Here is a 17,800-nt window from a genome sequence, read left to right as displayed (position 1 = left end):
TTAGGGGTTAAGCTTTATTTCTAAATAAACACCAGGAATAATTTTTTCACTGACACTAAGAATTTCCGCATACACATCAAAAGTTTTTGAAGAGGAATCAATGACCGAGACAACTCTTTTAATTTCAGCTTCACCATAAGCTTTTGAAATAGGCTCTTGAAATTTAAACTTCATTCCTGTCTTAAATTTACTAAAGTAAGTAACTGGAATTTGTGCATAAATTTTGTAATTTTTTGCTTCAGTTATTTGAAATATAGCTGTTCCTGCAGTAACATAGTCACCCACTGATTTTTCAACTTTAGTAATTATTCCTTCAAAAGGGGAAGCAATTTTAGTTGATTTTAATATATATTCTTTTCCTTCCAAACTGGCTTTTGCTGATTGATATTCAAGCTCTTTTGTTTTTAAGGTGTTATTTTCTTTTTCTAAAGTAGCTGTGTTTATGATACCACTACTAAATTGTTTTTCTAATCTTTCAACAGTCTTTTGTTGTTGTTCAAGGGCTAATTTTTTTAAATCAACATCAATTTTTGCAGTTTTAACATCTATTAATGCATTGTTATCTTCAAGCGAAGCTAGAATTTGGCCTTGTTTTACTATATTTCCAGCTCGATAGTAAATATTCGTAATTCTGCCATTGGTTAAAAAACTTAGCGCACTTTGATTTTCTGCTTTAAATATTGCAGGAATAATAGGAACGATATTATTATCTGAAGTAATATTTTTTACTTCAGTAGTTTTTTGATTTTGAGCTTCAAGGTTATCTTTTTTTGCAACAGTAGCATTGGATTGAATTGGTTCTGAATTATTTGCTTGTTTACTTTCGGGAGAATTATTTTTAGATTCTTCTTTTTTATTATCTGCCTGTAAATTTATAGATTCCTCAGGTGGTAATGTTGCTTTCTCGCCTTTTTTTGTACAAAAGACAAATAAATTTGAGAAAATAAGCATAAATACAGAAATAATTATTTTTTTATTAATCATTTTATCAACCTTGTATTAGAATATGATGGAATTGTTCCTATTGCTGATTGTAATTTAAGCCAATTGTAATCAATATCACCTCTTATTTTTGCTAAAGATATTTTTGCGTTTAAAAGTTCATTTTGACTTTTTATTAGTTCTGAAGCGGTTAAATTTCCTGTTTTATATTTCACTAAAGAAAATTTATAGGAGTCGGAATAAATTTCTGAAAGTTTTATGAGTTGTGGCAAAATTTGAAGATTATTTTTCAAAGAGTTGTAACTAATTTTTACTTCCTCACTAATGTCAAATATTTTATCCTCATAATTTACTTTATTTTTTGTTTCTTTATTTTTTAATGAGCTTCTTTCGGCTAAATTTAAACCGCCATCCCAAATACTCCAAGTCATGGATATGCCAAAAGTAAGACCATTAGTAGAAGAACCTGAATTACTTAGGTTAGAATTGCTATTTAAACCGTTTTCATTATTAAATGTTTCCGTGTTTAAGTAGCTTGAAAATGCAGATATTTCAGGAAAAAATTTAAAGGTATTTTTTGTAATTTCTTCTTTGCTGGCAAGTAAGTTTTTTTCTAAACTTTTTAGATCTGGCCTATTATTTTTACTTTCTTCAAGCAAAACATTTAGTTCCTTTAATGATATTTTTTGCTTTTCAAAAAATGAATACTCTAAAGGCTTTAAAGATATTTCAGTTTGTTCACTTAACTTCAATACTTTTTTTAGGTTTTCTATTTTATTTGAATACTCTATTTGAGATTTGCTTACTTCTATTTCTACTGAGTCTTTGTTGGCTTGTGATAAAAGTAAATCTACCTTATCTTTACTAGCATCTCCGGTTTCAAACAGAACGCTTGTTTCTTTATATTGAATTGCGGCATTTTCAAAAGTTGTTTTTTTTATTTCAAGATCATTTAATGCTTGCTGTGCATCTAAAAAAGATTGTGCAGCACTTATTCTGGCGTTGATTTTTTGAAAATTATAGTCATATGCGGCAGCATCTTTTTTTGCCTCGAGTTCTTTCATTTTATAATAGTTTTTCCATATATTTGATATTGGCTGAGTTATTTTTAAGGTAACTGAAGAACTTCTGTCATTATCTTGAGTTGAATTTAAATTCATAGCATCGCGTTTGGGATACCAAGTTGTATCAGCAGATGCATCAAGCGTAGGGCCATATTGAAAGTAGGATAGAGAATGTTGAAAATTGGTTGAATTAAATTCGTTTAAAGAACTTTTTAATTGCAAAGAATTTTTTTCAGCAATTTCCATAGCTGAATTTAAATCAATTTGCAGAGTAGGCAATACAATTTTCTTTTCTAAGGCAAAAATTTGATAATTATATGATACTGCTATTATCAAAAATATCATTACATTATTGTTAATAAATTTCATACGATATTTGAATCCTAAAAAAATTGTAAATTATGATAAAATTATTATTAAATAGATTAATTAATCTATTAACATTAGATAATTAACTGAACATTTAATATATTGCAATCAAACTAGAATAAAATATATTTCATGTTCGATATTAGTCCTATAAAAAATGTAAATTATGATAAAATTATCAATAATTAGATAATAAATCTTCGCACAAGCCCACATTTCAATAAAATTAAATTTGCTAGATTAAAATAATCATCATAAAAGTGTAGAAAGGAGATGATAATGGAGAATGTAACCTTAAAAAGGAAGTTAAGTTCTTATGTATCAGATAAAGGGTATTTAAAGCATGTCCTCGATGAGGTATTGTTTGAAGAATTACTAGCATAAGAGAATTGGACTGGTTTAAGTAAAGAATTTTATGCAACTTAAGGGTTTACTCATGCAAAAATGGTATCTTTAATTGCTAAAGCAAAGAAGTTAAAAAGAGAAGGTCACTTTAGTGATGAAGATTTTAAACAAATAAAGGTATCAACGGAACAAAACTTAAGTTCAGAACATACAAAGGTAACAACATCAGTATGTGGAGCTGTAGAGTTAGTGTTACCCGGTGGTAAATTGATTCGATTTTCGAACATAGATTTTTTATTGGATTATTTAAAGAAAAGCGCATGATTAATTTTAATAGAAGATCAAAGATATATAGTCCCACAGATATGCGAGAATCTTATGATGGGTTATTTAATCGTGCAAAAAATGTTCTTCATAAGGATCCTTTTTCGGGACATTTATTTTTATTTATAAATAAGAAAAGATCTTCTTGTAAGTGCCTTTATTATGATAGTACTGGACTCGTGGTTATATTCAAAAGGCTTGAAAAAGGGTTATTTTCAAGAATAAATCCGAGGTATAAAAAAGAAATTATTCTTACTCAAGCAGAATTTAGTTTATTTTTTGAAGGAACAGATCTAAACAAAAGATTTGTTGAAAGTCCTGCAGAAATTAGAAAATATATAACTAAATCAAACACTTGAAATTTAATAATTTAGGTGCTATCTTGCACGAATGGAAAAAAATCTATTCGAAAAAATTACGGCGAATGATCTTTTAAAATTCAATCGCAAACAGCTAATTGAATTCTTTGAAAATAAAAAGAAATATGCTGAAAAAATATTAAATTCTAACAATGAATTTATTCAAAAACACAACCTCATCCTTGAAGAGCGAGATAGCTTAAAAATCAAAATAAAGAATTACTGGATAAAATCGTAGAAGTTGATGGGTAACTTCTACTACTTAGACGAAGGATATTTAGAGAAAAATCTGAAAGGTTTGTAAAAGATAAAAATACTTCAGAAACATCTGTTAATATAAAAAAAACGGCTCAAAAAAACGTGCCAATGAAATTAAAAGACTTACATCTGAAAGATATCCCGAAGCATAAATAATTGAAGAGCATGTAGAATTTAAGGAACTGCCTATTTGCAATTGCTGCGGTTCACAAATGCGTGATTCTGGAATGAGTGAAGATAGTTAGTTTTTAACAACAGAGCCAAAAGATTACTACATAATAAAACAAAAGCGACGTAAATCGTCGAATCTTCCTTTTCTTTACCCACAAAACTTATTGAAATCAAATTGTAGTTTTTGATAAGAGTACAATACTATAATATAGTTACCCACCTTAACTAACAAGGAGGTGGGTGTGATTCACACAAATGCAATGTCAACATGGATAAATTTGGAATTTTTGAATGTTGATTTTGATGACAAAAGTCTTGATGAAAGATTTAGAAAAATAAGCGTTGGATTAGCTGAACAGTCTGAAAAAAATATATCCAGTAGTTTTGATTTATGGAAAGAAATAAAAGCATAATATCGTTTTTTTCTAAAGAAAAGATTACAGCAGAAAAAATATTACAACCGCATAAAATGCAAACTGTTGACAGGATAAAAGAATGCTCAAGGGTTCTTCTAATACAAGATACTTTAATTTTGAACTATCCTAACAGACCACAAACAAAAAACTTAGGTCTTTGCTCAAAGCATTATTCATCATTTACTCAAGCTAAAGGCTTAATATCTCATGAGCTATTAGCAGTAAGTGATAAAGGTGTCCCTCTTGGAATTCTTGGGCAAAAATTTGTTGATCGTAAAACTTTTAAAGAAAATGGGCGACTCACAAAACAACAATATCAGAGATTACCTATTGAAAAAAAGAAAGTATTAAATGGATTGAACTTATCAAATAATGCACTACTTATGATTTTGGTAACACACAAACTATCCATGTAGCAGACAGAGAAGGAGATATTTATGAACTTTACAGAGATTGTTTAGATTGGAATGAAAATTTTTTAATAAGAGCTTCCCACAACCGCACAATAAACAAAAAAAGCAATCGCAGTGAATCTGATGAAAAACTCTTTGAGGTTTTAGAAATTTGTCGTTCAAAAGGTATTGTAAATATTCAAGTGGCAAGTTCACAGGTCGGAAGAAAATATCGTGAAGCAAAGTTATGGATAGTCTATAAAGTATTTTCGATGCCTCCTCCACCTAATAGAACGAAAAATAATTGCAACAATAATATGTCAATCCTTAAGATAACAGCAATTATGGCAGTTGAAAAAAATCCACCGGAAGGAGAATCACAATTATGTTGGATTTTATTAACAAATTTACCAGTAAATTCATTCGAAGAAGCTGTGGATAAAGTAAAATTATATTCCATGCGTTGGAATATAGAGTTGTTACATAAAATCATAAAATCGGGATTCAATTTTGAAAAAGCACAACTTCGGGATACAAATAATTTAAAAAAATATGCTGTATTAACTTTTATTTTATCTTGGAGAATATTTTGGATAACAAGATACTTTGAACAAGAAAAAGAAAAAAGTTGTGAAAATGTTCTTAGTGAATACGAATGGAAAGTTTTATATAAAAAATTCAACAGGAATAAACCAATTCAAATTATACCACCTAGTATTAAAAATATTTATATTTGGATAGCGAAACTTGATGGATTTATCGGTAGAAAAGGTGATGGAAATCCAGGAATAGTATCTATGTGGAGAGGTTGGGCTAGATTTATGGAATTATTAGATGACTACAAATTATTTTGTGGGTAAAGAAAAGGAAGGTTCGACGATTTACATTCTATTAGACAATTAATATAAATTCTATTCAACTTGTTAATTGAATCTAGTGGTATTCAAACAGCATCCAAAGTCCGATCTACAAGGGGACTGCTTGTCCATGTTCTTGGAAAGTTTGCATACCTTTTTAAATACATGTTCTTTTTCTAAATACACTTTATCCTTTATCAACTCTTAACTTGTATATTGATTAATCAATAGAATCTAATCAATTCTATTAGTAGAGATTAAGGGCTTGCACCCTCTTAACCAATGCTTTGACATCGAATGCCAGTCTTGATTCTTAACCTCTCTTTGTTGTGAGTAAGTACCTAACAGATGACTCTAGGAACATGCCTCGTATTTTAAAACAAGTATGGATAATTCTCACATTTTAATAATATATATTGGAAGTTTCCATTAAGAAAATTATTTATAATGAAGCCAATGTCGGTAAAGAAAAAATAAATTTTTTTGGAAAACCAAATCTATTGCTATAAAAAATAATATTAAAAGTACATTTACAAAATGTCATGAAGTTAAATAAAACTTATTATATCGTTTGCCAAGGGACTTGTTTTTATGAACAAATACTCTTTAAAATATTACGTGATTTAAATATTTTTGTTCAAATCGAACATCCAAATAAAGTTAGAACATTTGCAAAATCACTAGGTAAATTAGCAAAAACAGATAAAATAGATGCAAAGATTTTATTTGAATACGGTCTACGCATGAACCCTGAAGAAACAGTTTGTCTTAAAACAGAATCAGAAATTAATATAACCAATTTCGTTAAAATATGTGATGAACTTTTAAAAAAAATGCGGCAAGAGTCTTATAGACAAGAAAGTTACGAACTAAAATTGTCGGAAAATCAATAAAAAGTCATATTCAACGGCTTACAAAATAACTTGCTGAAATAAATGAATAAGTATCTTGCTACTACAAAAACAATGCAGAGATAAAAAAAATAGATTTATTAACATCAGTTCCAGGAATTGGGATATTGTCGCAACCCATTTTGTAGTCTATTTTCCTGAACTTGGTAAACTAAATCGTCAGAAAATTTTAGCACTTGCTGGCGTCGCTCCTTTTAATCGAGAAAGCGGTCGATTTAAAGGCAAAAGAAATATCCAAGGAGGACTAGTCAAAAGAAGAATAATTTATATGTCTGCAATTGCTTCATTAAAATGAAATAAAAAAATTTTTATGATTGTCTTAAATTAAAAGGAAAACAAAAAAAATTAACTATTGTTGCTATCATAAGAAAATTATTAATAATTCTGAGCTCTTTTAAAACTAGAAAAAAGGATGGACTAAAAAAGATTCGGTTATGCCTAAAATGAAAATTGATATTCACTCTTGATAAATTTCATTAAATATTATAGCATATCATATATTTCTCAATACAAAAATTCAGAACAGATTAAAGATATAAATTCTAGTATAGAATTAATTTCTCATTTTTTTGCATTACTACATTATTAATCCAATTAAAATAAGGAAAAATTAACGTGCTTAATGATTTTTTATTTTTACAACTTTTATATATTTCTGATGACTCATGAAGATTAAAATCCAATCCATGAGTTATTCCTATTAAGAAATTCTTTTCTTTCAAATTAATAAATTGCGGACCACCAGAATCACCTACACATGTCTGTCCTTCATTAACATTTTTTATTTCCATAATTAAAAAAGTATCTTTGATCTCTCTAACTTTTTCTGAATCGATAAATCCATCAATCTTAGCTTTATTGAATCTTATTAAATCATATTCTAGATATTCAATATTTGAAGAAATTTTTGCTATTGATGAATAAGCATATCTTTTTTTATTATTTTGGAATAGAGGATAATCAGTAATATTTCCATATCCAAAAGATAAAATTTTTTGCTCATAATCTACTTTCTCAGAAATTTCAGCTATTTTTAACCCATACAATTCTAAATTTTCATTAAATTCAACTAAAGCCAGATCTGCAAATGAGATATTATTTATGCTATTATTATCATAAGCTAATATATATGTAGGATGTGGATATATTTTTTCTGAACGTACAATTTCATTACCTAAGTTATTAAGATATGAAAACTCATATGTTTTTTGCAGTTTTCGATTATAAACACAATGAGCAGCTGTTAATATATAATTTCTACTTATTACTACACCTGAACATCGACTAAAAGAATTATTACCATCATGAGAGATTAATTCTACAGTTGAATCAGAATTTTTAAATTCTTTTGATACTATTTTACCATTATAAATATAATTTTCACTTACTACTTTTTTATTTTTATCACTATAAATAAAATAATTTTTATTAATCCTACTATTATCAAAACACGAAGTTATTAAAATAAAAATTATAAACAAAAAACAAAAATTAAATATTTTCATTGAAGATTCCATGCAAATATAAAAAACAGGATTGAAGAAGTAACTCCAATTTATTAATTAATTATTGCTTAAAAAAGTAACATAGGAACTACCAATGGATTGGCAGAACCAACTCATCACCGTTTACATTACTTCCTGCAAAATCCTTTCTCAATTTTCTTCCTACATTTTTTTAAAAATTAGTGCTAACTCAAATCCTACATTTACTGATGAAGAAACCCTCACTATTTATATCTTTGAAATTTTAAATGAACTTAAAAATATAAAATCCATTTTCAATTTAAAAAAACTTCCTCAGTGAATGGTTTCCTAATTTACCTTCTTAAAAAGGATTTTTATTCAGACTTAATAATTTAAATCATCTTTTTCCTGAACTTTCTAAATTCATTTTACAAAATAAAAAGTTCAAACTAAATTCAGATTCTACTAAGCCTTTCTTTCTAATTGACTCTTTACCAATTGTCTTAGCAAAGGGGTTTAGAGCTCACAAATGTAATACAGCTAAAGAAATTTCTTCAGTTGGATTTTGCTCTTCCAAAAATCCTTATTATTTTGAATTAAAACTTCATCTTACTGCTTTGTTTAAAAATAACCGCCTTGCATCTCCTCTCTCAATGAAAATAACCCGCGCTGCGAAACATGATTTAACAGCGGTTAAAAATGATCTATTAAATTTTAATCATTCAGAACTATTTGCTGATCGTGCATACTGCGATCAATCTACTAAACAAAAATTGGCTTGAAAAAATTCTAACTTGCATACCCAAATTAAACTTTCAATAAGTAAAAAAACTCTTTCATACGATGAAAAAGTATATTCTAAATCTGTTAGTTTAATTAGACAATCAATAGAAATTCTATTCAACTGACTAATTGAATCTAGTGGTATTCAAACAGCATCCAAAGTACGATCAACAAAGGGGTTGCTTGTCCATGTTTTCGGAAGATTTTCTGCATGCTTTTTTAAGTATATGTTCTTTTTCTAAATATAGACTCTCAACTCTTAACTAGCATTAATTATTAATGTAATTATTATCAAAACAAAGAGTAGATGAAATATCTATAAAATAATCTTACCAAGTTGTTGAAGGACCTCCTCGATAATAGATCCAGTTATTTACACAGTAGTTGAATCTTTTCCAACCGTCAGGAATTCTGTTAACATTGTTTTCCATGCAAACCTCAAATGCCCTAGCACTAGATCTATATCTTTCTTGTTTAGTATCATTTTCATCATCTAATTTAAAAGAGCTATTAGGATCAAATAAAAAACAATCTAAGTTACTCTTGCAGATATATTCTTCAGAAGTTGAATTCAATTCTTGTGATAAACTTTTAAATTCTATCTGAAATATCTTCAATTCCTTTAAATTCATATCTTTTGAAATTACTTTTATTTCACCAACTTTTTTTCCACTTTTATCAACATTTGCTTTACATAAATTTGTATCACAAAATTTAGATGAAAAATCTAAATCGTTTTGCTTAAATTCGTGTTCAGTATTTTCAAAAAAATCCGGTAAAAGTGTCATCTTTTTTTCTTCTGCAAAAGCAGATAAAGATGATAGTAGTATTGTAGATAAAAGCATTTTTTTCATAAAACCATCCCTATTTAAATATAGCTAAAACATTTTAGCATTTTTATTATTTCATTAAAATAAATTTTGATCAAATATAAATTATAACATTGTTTATAGATATTTTAAGACATTTTAATAATTTTTATTAATTATTTATAATTTTTAAATTAATTAGCAATAGAGTAAAAATATTTTAAATAGAATACCAAATTTTTAAGTCTAAATTTAAAGCATTTTTATTTTCAATAAATTTCCTATCTGAAAATTTAATATAAGTATTTAAATAAATTATGCTTTGGACCCCATTTGAGTTGACACATGACTAATGAGAATTTTGATACTGTACAGGACTCAACATTGCAAGTCCTGAATGAGGTGCGAGATGATTATAATCATAAAACCATTCTTCTAAATGTCCTAAAACTCAATCAGCAGAATTACAATCATTGACATAAACATAATCTCTTTTAAATGTTCCAACAAATGCTTCAGCCATACCGTTACTTGAAGGGCTATAAGGAGCGGTGTAACACGGTTTTAAGCCAAGATTCCTTGCTAAATTTTGTACGGATTTATCTCGATAAATTGAACCTCTATCTGTGAGCCACTCAATTTGTCTAGGGGTTCTAATTTTATTAAATCTTTTTTCCACAGAATTAATCATTAATACTTGTATATCTCTTCCTCATAATGGTTCTTTTGTAGCAACATAACTTATTGCTCCTCTATCTCTACAATCCAAAGAAAAAGCAACATATACTGTTTCATCATTAAAACACATAATTTCAAAAGCATCTGAACACCAATGCGTGTTTGAATGTAACGTTATTATTTTACCAGTTCCAGTATGGGATTTTCTTTGAATCTCATTTTTTGGTAATAACAAACCATTTATTTTTATTATTCTATATATTCTTTTTTTATTAACTTTTCTATTATTACCATGAAAAATATTATTGACCATAGCTGTTATTATTTTATAACCATATGTTGATCTTGTTTCGATAGTATTTCTTATCATTGGCAATAAAATACTAGCTTCATCCTTTAAATAATTTCTCATAAAGACGACCTTGTCTCTGCTCTTATATATTGATTGTCTTGATATTTTTAGGCTTTTAGTTACCTTTGATACTGAGTATTTCTTATGACTTAGGATCTCTTTTGCTGTTTTAACAAGGCTCTTTCTTGGCTCTTTTTTTCATAATCTCAATAGCATCAGTTAAGATGGAGTTATCTATAGTTTAATTAGATACCGCTTTCTCAAAATGTTTATTCCGCTTCTTAAGTCTTTCATTTTCTGCAAGTATTTCTTGAATATTTGATGGTATACTTGATGAATTAGCTTCTTTATCACTCATGCAGAGGCTCCTCTTCCAGTTATATAAGGTCACTTGGTGAACCTGATATTTACGCGATATTACAGATAAACTCAAGCTAGAATTAAAATGCTCTTCTAATATTAACCGTTTTTCTTCGTATCCATACCTCTTTCTTGTTTCCTTTAACTTATCCATTTGTTCACCTTTCTATAGTTGAAAGTGACAACTTCAAATGGGGGGCAGGATCAGATACTTTTAATAATTATCTTTATAGTAGAATGTTTTTGATTTTTTTTCAAAACTAAATTTAGAATAATAAAAAATATAATTAATATTTTAATATCGAAAAATATTCTTTTATGGAATCAATTTTATTAAAAATTATCGATAATCTCTTTGCGCTGGCTTACAGTATTCAAACTCTAATTGCTCTGTAATTCTTTCAGGTACTTTATTCTCACCATTTGTTACCCAACAAGCAATGTGGCAGAATTCTTTGTCGTTTCTTTGTGGATCACCTTTTTCTGTTTGATACTCTTCCCGAAAGTGAGAACCACATGATTCTTCTCTTGCTAAAGCGTCACGGCACATTAATTCTGCAAGTTCAAAATAGTCTGAAATTCTATTTGCCTTTTCTAATTCTTGATTCAATGTACTTGCAGTTGCTGGTAATTTTAAATCATTCCAAAAGGCTGCTTTAATTTTTGGAATTTCTTCTAATGCATGCAGTAATTTTTCTTTAGTTCTTGCCATTGAACATGCATTCCACATTAGTTTCCCTAATTGTTCGTGAAAACTATCGGCTAAGGTGTTCCCCTTGATTTTTAATAGCTTTTCTATCCTTTGGGTATTTTCATTAACATAACTACTAACATCAACTTTATTTTGTTTCATAGGTTCCATATTAGTATTGGCCAAATAATTTCCTAAAGTGACAGGCAAAATAAAGTAACCATCAACTAAGCCTTGCAACAAAGCATTGGCACCTAAGCGATTCGCTCCATGTTCACTAAAATTTGCTTCCCCTAAGACAAACAAACCAGGAATATTCGACATTAAGTTATAATCTACCCACAAACCACCCATAGTATAATGAATTGCGGGATAAATTTTCATAGGTACTTTATAGGGATCATCACCTACAATTTTTTCATACATTTGAAACAAGTTACCATATTTATCTTCTAAAGATTTTTTGCCTTGAGTATGAATTTTATCTTTAAAGTCTAAATAAACAGCAAGACCTGACTGTCCTATTCCAAAGCCATCATCACAAATTCTTTTTACAGCACGTGAAGCCACATCCCTTGGAACTAAGTTTCCAAAATTTGGGTAAATGCGCTCTAAAAAATAATCTCTGTCGGTTTCTGCAATTTCTATGGGAGAGCGCTTATCATTTGCTAGGCGAGGAACCCATATTCTTCCATCGTTCCTTAATGATTCTGACATCAGCGTTAATTTAGATTGTTCGCTACCAGCAATCGGAATGCAAGTTGGATGAATTTGCGTAAAACAAGGGTTTGCAAAACCAGCTCCTCTTTTATACGCACGCCAAATTGCACTTGCATTCGAAGGTTTGGCGTTGGTTGATAAATAAAATAAATTTGCATAACCACCTGTTGCAAGAACAACCGCATCTGCACAATAACTTTCAATTTCACCTGTTACTAAATCACGCACCACAATACCGCGTGCTTTATTATTAATAACTATGAGATCGAGCATTTCTTTGCGATAATGTACTCTTAAATTTTTCTCTGCAACTTGCCGCATCATTCCCTGATAAGCACCAAGTAACAATTGTTGTCCTGTTTGGCCTTTTGCATAAAAGGTGCGTTGTACTTGCGTTCCACCAAAGGAACGATTGTCTAACATTCCTCCGTATTCCCTGGCAAAAGGAACTCCAGATGCAACACAATGATCAATTACTTTTCCTGACAATTGCGCAAGTCTATAAACCCCAGCTTCCCGCGCACGATAATCTCCACCTTTGACTGTGTCATAAAAAAAGCGATAAACGGAGTCACCATCATTTTTATAATTTTTACTTGCATTAATACCACCCTGTGCGGCAATTGAATGCGCGCGCCTAGGAGAATCTTGTAGACAAAGTGCAGTTACTTTATATCCTGCTTCAGCCAAAGAAGAGGCTGCAGATGCACCTCCCAATCCAGTACCAACGACAAGTACTGAAAACTTTTTGCGATTGGCAGGATTAACCAATTTGCTTTCAAAAACCTGTTTGTTCCATTTGTCTTCTAAATGTCCACTAGGTACATGATTCTTTAACATAAAAAATTCCTAATTTTTAGGACAACAATTTTGTTATCATATTATTTAATAACCAAATGGGAAATGTCTATTTCATTCCCTAGATGGTTTTATAAAATAAAAGAAAATAAAGCAATTTTGAGATTTATTATCAATAAATCTCAAAATTGGGTAGCACTAAAAAATTTAATAATTTTTAAAAAAATTATTAAGATTATAAGGATAAAATTGTATTTATTTGAAACTCTATTAACTTCAAAATCGTAAATGAAACTGTCAGAATGGAAAGACTAAATATTACTTGTATTTTAATATTATCAAATTTTATTTTATAAGTAATTTAATTTTAAAATTTTATCAATGTGGCTATATTTTTTTTACTGCAATCAAATAAGTTTACTATATTCTTTTTCTGCATTATTTTGATATTGGGCTTCAATATTTGGCGCAAAAGGAAATGCAGCCTGCTGTCTATGAATTTGAAAACAATCAATTAAGCTTTGAATAACTTGTAAAAGTCTTTTAAATTCAAATTCAGGATTTTTTAACCAATCAACAGAGTAGACTTTTTCTAAGTTCCAACCTTCTTGAATTAATATTTTATCCCGCACTACAAGTTTGTCAGTCAAAATTTGTGTAGAATGAGAAATGCATTCATCACACTCAATACCTAATAAAATTTCATTTTCAATCATGGGATGATAAACAACCAAATCAATAAAAATATTGTTGTAACCATACATTTCAGTTACTTTATAACCCTCTTGAATTAACTTTTCTTTTACAAATAAAGCAAATTCCGAGGCTTTCAATTGCTCATTAGCTGTTGATTTAAATGATTTTAAAATATGAAATGCTTTGTCAAATTGCTGATTAGCCATTGCCTTTAAATATTTTAAAAATCTTCCCCAAATACAAAAATTATAATTCTCGCTATATGATGAATCGTTTGTTTCTATTAAATACAAAGGAAAAGGATTAAATAAAACAAATTTTTCACCTGTTAAAGCTAATATAGAGCTTAAACTTTTCTTAATATTAACATCTTTAAATGGGTGAAGCATAGCTTGATAATCTAGTTTTCCATTTTGCAGAACATTTCCTGGAACAAAAATGACCGTATTGTATTTTGTTGGTTGAAACTCATGGATAGTAATAATTTTAATTCTCTCTCTTAAATTTATTCTAGAAATCTGTTTTTGAATACAAAAATATAATTTTTCAAAGAAATATTCTTTATAATATAACAATTGCTCTAAAGAAACAGTAACAATCACAAAAGAGGAGGAATCTTGTTCAAGTATTTTTTCACTTAACCATTGAACAATTTCATTAATTTCAAAAAAACACTCTTCATGATATTTACCTACTTGGTAATGAATTTCAATATATTCAAAATTTTGAGTACTTAAAATTGGAAGTGGTCTGCATGATAAAGCTAATTCCCCTGAATAAAAAGCATGATTTAGAAAAGTCCACAGAGGTTCATGCTTTGTTTCTAAATATGCTGTGAGTTTCAGACTTATCTGTTCTTTTAATAATTGATTATATGAAGATTTATTTGTAAAACTTTGTTCCGTAAAAGATTTCTTCGTACTTAACAAATTAGATTCTAATCTTGAATCATAATCTAGTTTTATTAATTTTTTTCCTCGAAAAATTGCAGGTATAAATTTATCCAAATTTGTCTGATCTTTTAGATCGACAATAACTAAATCAAACATACAATGTTCATAAGGCAAATATTTAGAAACTAAATTTGTAGTTAACAACCAACATGATTTTAAAGATCTAAATAATTTACTTTCCTCAGAATTAAACGTCGCACTTTCTCTTGATAATAACTTACTTAACATTTGTTTATATAATTTATGTTCCTTAATATTTTTGAAAGGAAATTGTTCGTGACTTTCATAGTAATTATATAAATTAGCTTTTAAATACTCGTTAGCTTCCAGATATTCAAGCGACAAATTTTCAAGATACTCTCGTCCATATAATTTTAAAGAAGGATTATATGATAAAATATCATTGAACCAGCCAATAACTACTGATGCATAGACTACTTCTTTCCATTGCACTTGATAATTAGACAAGCTTTCAATAATTTCGATATCTAAATTAACTAATTGATATTTATCCTGTAAATTGTTTATTATATTATTATACTGATGAATAAAATCTATATCATCCATTCTATCAATAAGTACATTAATAAAACTTATTTTCTTCTCAATACTTCCTAAATTTACTTTTTCAACTTGAATAAACTGAGAAAGCTTTTGCCATTCTGATTCAATATTTTCATCACATTCATGCACCTGTTTATGAATTTCATCTAATTCACGAAACAGTTGAATTTTATTTTTATAGCTATAGTATGATTCAGTTAATTCCAAAAAATGCTCTTCAGAAATACATTCTTTTGCTGAATTAAAAAGTTCATGCATTTTTTCTAACTCTGAACAAATTTTTTGAATTTTATTAAAACATATTTCTGAATTTAAGGGTTCAGAAAATACATTATATTTTATTTTCTGAATATGCTGTTCAAGTTTACTACACAGAATTAAATAATTTTTATAGTCTAAAAATATTTTTATATTTCCATCCCAATTAGGAAAGATTTGTTTTGCTTTTCTTTTCAATGCCCAATATTTCTTATTAAACCAATTAGTATAAGGAGATAAATTACTAAAATATTCTATAATTTCTTCCACAGTTGCAATATCTGGTTCTTCTTTAATTTGCGAAAAACTATTTTTTAAAGTATTAATTTCTTCTAATAGTTCTATTATTTCAATTTTAAAACTTTGCAAATCAATTAAAAAATTTACCTTATTTTCCCATAGCAAGCGATAGTCATAAGAAATATCAAAATAGTCTTTAAAATTTTCAAGAAAAATAAAATATTGAGACAGGTTTTCTTCCAAAACATGCTGCCTAAGAAATTGACTATATTTATATTCAATATAAGCCTTCGTTCCTTTTAAATTATTTATATTACTTTTAATTTCTTGCAATTCATCAAATATTTTTTTATTTTTTAATGTCCTAGTTAATTTAAATCGCCAAGGGCTATCTAAATTATTATTTAGCCGATTATAAAAATATTGTATACCGTTAATATCATCTAAAATACTAGCTAATTTATTCCATTCTATAAATCCAAACTTTTGGTACACATTATTATCAAAAAGCTCTTTCTTTGCGAAAAAAACTTTGTGTAATATCTCAAAATTAGCCAATCCACTTTTTAAATGCTTTTCATGCAAAATTCTAGTTAGCTCATTTATTTCAAATTTAGTTTTTTTAAGAAAATCTAGAGAGTCAAAAAATTTTTCTTTATTAATTTCTCCATGAACCTCAGTATATTGCTCAAAAATATTATCATATACATCAAACTTGTTTTCAGTATTTGACGAAATTTTTGCTAATTTATTTTTTAATCCTAAATTTGACAGTTGCAAATAAATATCATTTAAGTTCTTATTATTTTCTGAAACAAACAAAATATTTTTTCCTTCTAGCATATAGAATGCTAGAATATTAATTAAATTTCTTTCAATATCAAGACCTAAAATACTTTCAAGGCGTATGATATCATTTATTTCAATATTTTGGAGTATTTGAAGAATATTTTGCTCAGCCTGATAAGGTAAAATATTCGAATTAATATTATCTAAAAATGAAGCAGCATGGTAGTCTTCAATATTTCGATCTGATTTTTCATTTATCCTATTAACTATATTTTTTATAAATGTATTTTCACTATAATTTTTTAGTATATGATTAAAATCCTGATGAATGGACAAATAGTCTTGTTCAAAAACATCGAGAAAAATAAAATCATAAATAGAAAATTGGCTTGATAAATATTCGTCTTCAAATTTTACATCATATTTATATTTCAAAAATTGAATATCAATATTACTCATTCTTAATTTTTCGATTAAGTAATGCAAAGCATAATTTGCTGATGTAAATGTTTTTTCTTCATTTATTTTAATATTAAATGTATAATCAAGATAATAAAGCAGTACTTTACTAAAAGTAAAAGTTTTTTCTTTTAAAACAACGATAAATCTATTTTCACCATCCTTTTTTAAATAAACTGGTATTTTAAAAATAGGAGCATTCGTGTTGTTTATTGGACTTTTCCATTCTACAAAAGGTCCCAGTAGAAATAAGCCAGGACTATGATCGACAGATTCCGATAAAAAACTAAGATGGCAAAAATAATTTAATCGTTGGTAGAGGTTTATTTTTGAACTACAATCTTGATCTGTAATTTTTAATATAGAATTTAAATCTATTGTTCGAGTATTTAATAACTGATCAAATTCCTTTGAACTCCAGCGAAAAACCTGATTTGCAAATGGATCATTTTGACTATGAATTCCACATAATGTTTCTTCTGAAGATAAATTAACACTTCTCTGTTCATTTGGTTCATAAAAAATTGACTTATTCTTTAAAGTAAAACCTTCTAACTCATCTTTACTTTTAAGAAGCTGTCTTTTCATTTGAATTTGATTCAGCATGTTTTTTATCAAGCCCCTCTAGCATAGTCATTTCAGTGGACAGACCAAGGGATAATTGAACATTTTTTTATGAGATACAATCATTTCAGCTTTATTTATTTTTTCCTTAAAGAAGAATGGCCTACTTTAATTTTATACTAAAGCAGACCTTCGATCATACACTTCATTAA

Annotated in this window: 19 protein-coding genes; 10 read left to right on the top strand and 9 right to left on the bottom strand. The window is 27.9% G+C overall.

Going from position 1 to position 17,800, the window contains the following annotated elements; genetic code table 11:
* Together QEJ31_RS09920 and QEJ31_RS09915 are read right to left on the bottom strand one after the other, a co-directional pair.
* Complete coding sequence (locus tag QEJ31_RS09920; protein WP_280589750.1) at positions 1–984, bottom strand: efflux RND transporter periplasmic adaptor subunit; 984 nt, start codon at positions 982–984, stop codon at positions 1–3.
* Positions 981–2,375 carry a TolC family protein gene (locus QEJ31_RS09915; RefSeq protein ID WP_280589748.1) on the bottom strand — a complete coding sequence of 465 codons (1,395 nt, stop codon included), beginning with the start codon at positions 2,373–2,375 and terminating at the stop codon, positions 981–983. Before QEJ31_RS09915 ends, QEJ31_RS09920 begins: the two co-directional genes overlap by 4 nt.
* A gap of 444 nt (positions 2,376–2,819) precedes the next feature.
* Here QEJ31_RS09915 and QEJ31_RS09910 point away from each other — a divergent pair, with 444 nt between their 5' ends.
* The 8 genes from QEJ31_RS09910 (at position 2,820) to QEJ31_RS09875 (ending at position 6,703) form a co-directional block, all read left to right on the top strand.
* Positions 2,820–3,044, top strand: coding sequence for a hypothetical protein (locus QEJ31_RS09910; RefSeq protein ID WP_280589747.1), 225 nt, complete (start codon positions 2,820–2,822; stop codon positions 3,042–3,044).
* Positions 3,041–3,403 carry an IS66 family insertion sequence element accessory protein TnpB gene (tnpB, locus tag QEJ31_RS09905; protein WP_280589745.1) on the top strand — a complete coding sequence of 121 codons (363 nt, stop codon included), beginning with the start codon at positions 3,041–3,043 and terminating at the stop codon, positions 3,401–3,403. Before QEJ31_RS09910 ends, tnpB begins: the two co-directional genes overlap by 4 nt.
* Positions 3,404–3,434: 31 nt before the next feature.
* A complete protein-coding gene (locus tag QEJ31_RS09900) occupies positions 3,435–3,641 on the top strand; it encodes a hypothetical protein (protein ID WP_280589744.1) in 207 nt (68 codons plus the stop codon).
* A gap of 433 nt (positions 3,642–4,074) precedes the next feature.
* Entirely contained in the window at positions 4,075–4,245 is a 171-nt protein-coding gene (locus tag QEJ31_RS09895) for a transposase DNA-binding-containing protein (RefSeq protein ID WP_280589743.1), read from the top strand.
* A complete protein-coding gene (locus QEJ31_RS09890) occupies positions 4,224–4,664 on the top strand; it encodes a hypothetical protein (RefSeq protein ID WP_280589742.1) in 441 nt (146 codons plus the stop codon). Before QEJ31_RS09895 ends, QEJ31_RS09890 begins: the two co-directional genes overlap by 22 nt.
* On the top strand, positions 4,655–5,500 hold the full coding sequence (locus QEJ31_RS09885) for an IS4 family transposase (RefSeq protein ID WP_348524556.1): 846 nt from the start codon (positions 4,655–4,657) through the stop codon (positions 5,498–5,500). The genes QEJ31_RS09890 and QEJ31_RS09885 overlap by 10 nt, the downstream gene beginning before the upstream one ends.
* 539 nt (positions 5,501–6,039) lie before the next feature.
* Positions 6,040–6,390, top strand: a complete 351-nt coding sequence (locus tag QEJ31_RS09880; RefSeq protein ID WP_280589741.1) for a transposase — start codon at positions 6,040–6,042, stop codon at positions 6,388–6,390.
* Positions 6,391–6,445: 55 nt separating this feature from the next.
* Complete coding sequence (locus QEJ31_RS09875; RefSeq protein WP_280589740.1) at positions 6,446–6,703, top strand: transposase; 258 nt, start codon at positions 6,446–6,448, stop codon at positions 6,701–6,703.
* Between the two features lie 247 nt (positions 6,704–6,950).
* Here QEJ31_RS09875 and QEJ31_RS09870 read toward each other — a convergent pair whose 3' ends face one another.
* Positions 6,951–7,913, bottom strand: coding sequence for a trypsin-like serine protease (locus QEJ31_RS09870; protein WP_280589738.1), 963 nt, complete (start codon positions 7,911–7,913; stop codon positions 6,951–6,953).
* 94 nt (positions 7,914–8,007) lie between these two features.
* Here QEJ31_RS09870 and QEJ31_RS09865 point away from each other — a divergent pair, with 94 nt between their 5' ends.
* Together QEJ31_RS09865 and QEJ31_RS09860 are read left to right on the top strand one after the other, a co-directional pair.
* The gene (locus QEJ31_RS09865; protein WP_280589737.1) at positions 8,008–8,214 is read left to right on the top strand and encodes a hypothetical protein; all 207 of its coding nucleotides are present in this window, start codon (positions 8,008–8,010) and stop codon (positions 8,212–8,214) included.
* Positions 8,215–8,299: 85 nt separating this feature from the next.
* Positions 8,300–8,656, top strand: a complete 357-nt coding sequence (locus tag QEJ31_RS09860) for a transposase (protein ID WP_348524555.1) — start codon at positions 8,300–8,302, stop codon at positions 8,654–8,656.
* 330 nt (positions 8,657–8,986) lie between these two features.
* Here the strand turns inward: QEJ31_RS09860 and QEJ31_RS09855 are convergent, their stop codons facing one another.
* The 6 genes from QEJ31_RS09855 to QEJ31_RS09830 form a co-directional block, all read right to left on the bottom strand.
* Positions 8,987–9,511, bottom strand: coding sequence for a hypothetical protein (locus tag QEJ31_RS09855; protein ID WP_280589735.1), 525 nt, complete (start codon positions 9,509–9,511; stop codon positions 8,987–8,989).
* A 406-nt stretch (positions 9,512–9,917) separates the two neighbouring features.
* The gene (locus QEJ31_RS09850; RefSeq protein ID WP_280589734.1) at positions 9,918–10,157 is read right to left on the bottom strand and encodes a hypothetical protein; all 240 of its coding nucleotides are present in this window, start codon (positions 10,155–10,157) and stop codon (positions 9,918–9,920) included.
* A 21-nt stretch (positions 10,158–10,178) separates the two neighbouring features.
* Positions 10,179–10,556, bottom strand: coding sequence for an IS3 family transposase (locus QEJ31_RS09845; RefSeq protein WP_280589733.1), 378 nt, complete (start codon positions 10,554–10,556; stop codon positions 10,179–10,181).
* Between the two features lie 181 nt (positions 10,557–10,737).
* The gene (locus QEJ31_RS09840) at positions 10,738–11,010 is read right to left on the bottom strand and encodes a transposase (protein ID WP_280589731.1); all 273 of its coding nucleotides are present in this window, start codon (positions 11,008–11,010) and stop codon (positions 10,738–10,740) included.
* Between the two features lie 186 nt (positions 11,011–11,196).
* Positions 11,197–13,107 (bottom strand): fumarate reductase/succinate dehydrogenase flavoprotein subunit, encoded by a 1,911-nt coding sequence (locus tag QEJ31_RS09835; protein WP_280589730.1) that lies wholly within the window; start codon positions 13,105–13,107, stop codon positions 11,197–11,199.
* 365 nt (positions 13,108–13,472) lie between these two features.
* On the bottom strand, positions 13,473–17,630 hold the full coding sequence (locus QEJ31_RS09830) for a hypothetical protein (RefSeq protein WP_280589729.1): 4,158 nt from the start codon (positions 17,628–17,630) through the stop codon (positions 13,473–13,475).
* Between the last annotated feature and the right edge of the window lie 170 nt (positions 17,631–17,800).

This window comes from Pigmentibacter sp. JX0631 (assembly GCF_029873255.1).
In the GTDB taxonomy this organism is placed as follows: Bacteria; Bdellovibrionota_B; Oligoflexia; order Silvanigrellales; family Silvanigrellaceae; genus Silvanigrella.
This window is presented reverse-complemented; position numbering and strand designations above follow the sequence as displayed.

Excerpts from the sequence above, each read along its gene's own strand:
- QEJ31_RS09920 (WP_280589750.1), bottom strand. The coding sequence starts at position 984 with ATGATTAATAAAAAAATAATTATTTCTGTATTTATGCTTATTTTCTCA.
- QEJ31_RS09915 (WP_280589748.1), bottom strand. The coding sequence starts at position 2,375 with ATGAAATTTATTAACAATAATGTAATGATATTTTTGATAATAGCAGTA.
- QEJ31_RS09910 (WP_280589747.1), top strand. The coding sequence starts at position 2,820 with ATGGTATCTTTAATTGCTAAAGCAAAGAAGTTAAAAAGAGAAGGTCAC.
- tnpB (WP_280589745.1), top strand. The coding sequence starts at position 3,041 with ATGATTAATTTTAATAGAAGATCAAAGATATATAGTCCCACAGATATG.
- QEJ31_RS09900 (WP_280589744.1), top strand. The coding sequence starts at position 3,435 with ATGGAAAAAAATCTATTCGAAAAAATTACGGCGAATGATCTTTTAAAA.
- QEJ31_RS09890 (WP_280589742.1), top strand. The coding sequence starts at position 4,224 with ATGGAAAGAAATAAAAGCATAATATCGTTTTTTTCTAAAGAAAAGATT.
- QEJ31_RS09880 (WP_280589741.1), top strand. The coding sequence starts at position 6,040 with ATGAAGTTAAATAAAACTTATTATATCGTTTGCCAAGGGACTTGTTTT.
- QEJ31_RS09870 (WP_280589738.1), bottom strand. The coding sequence starts at position 7,913 with ATGAAAATATTTAATTTTTGTTTTTTGTTTATAATTTTTATTTTAATA.
- QEJ31_RS09865 (WP_280589737.1), top strand. The coding sequence starts at position 8,008 with ATGGATTGGCAGAACCAACTCATCACCGTTTACATTACTTCCTGCAAA.
- QEJ31_RS09855 (WP_280589735.1), bottom strand. The coding sequence starts at position 9,511 with ATGAAAAAAATGCTTTTATCTACAATACTACTATCATCTTTATCTGCT.
- QEJ31_RS09850 (WP_280589734.1), bottom strand. The coding sequence starts at position 10,157 with ATGATTAATTCTGTGGAAAAAAGATTTAATAAAATTAGAACCCCTAGA.
- QEJ31_RS09845 (WP_280589733.1), bottom strand. The coding sequence starts at position 10,556 with ATGAGAAATTATTTAAAGGATGAAGCTAGTATTTTATTGCCAATGATA.
- QEJ31_RS09840 (WP_280589731.1), bottom strand. The coding sequence starts at position 11,010 with ATGGATAAGTTAAAGGAAACAAGAAAGAGGTATGGATACGAAGAAAAA.
- QEJ31_RS09835 (WP_280589730.1), bottom strand. The coding sequence starts at position 13,107 with ATGTTAAAGAATCATGTACCTAGTGGACATTTAGAAGACAAATGGAAC.
- QEJ31_RS09830 (WP_280589729.1), bottom strand. The coding sequence starts at position 17,630 with ATGCTGAATCAAATTCAAATGAAAAGACAGCTTCTTAAAAGTAAAGAT.